This is a genomic window from Bradyrhizobium sp. Kon58, assembly GCF_055807455.1.
Genome location: NZ_JBVVOT010000243.1, coordinates 1 through 346 on the forward strand (window position 1 = coordinate 1; position 346 = coordinate 346).

The window sequence follows — 346 nt, forward strand, 5'->3', positions numbered from 1 at the left end:
GGTTTTTTCCAGGGTTGCTAGTTCACGATTTACGGTCTGTAAGTCAACCTCAGCTTCGATGCTGGACGTGCTTATATAGCGAGAAATATTAAGGTTATAGCCATTCTCCTTGATTTCCTCCATCGTAACCCTGCGGGCGTAGCGGGATTCTTCCCTACGGAACCGATAAGTGTCAATGATCTTGGTTATTTGCTCGTGGGATAAATGGTTCTGTCGCTTGCCTTTAACGAAGCTCTCTGTTGCATCGATAATAAGTACATCTTCCGGTCGAGTACATTTCTTAAGGACCAAAATGCAAACTGGGATGCCTGAGGAATAAAGGAGGTTTGAGGGTAGCCCAATTACC

1 protein-coding gene is annotated in these 346 nt (G+C 45.1%); it reads right to left on the bottom strand.

The features are described from left to right. Positions 1 to 342: N-6 DNA methylase (locus AC0L20_RS40300; RefSeq protein WP_473295716.1), on the bottom strand; the 342-nt coding region annotated here is incomplete at its 3' end. Between the last annotated feature and the right edge of the window lie 4 nt (positions 343 to 346).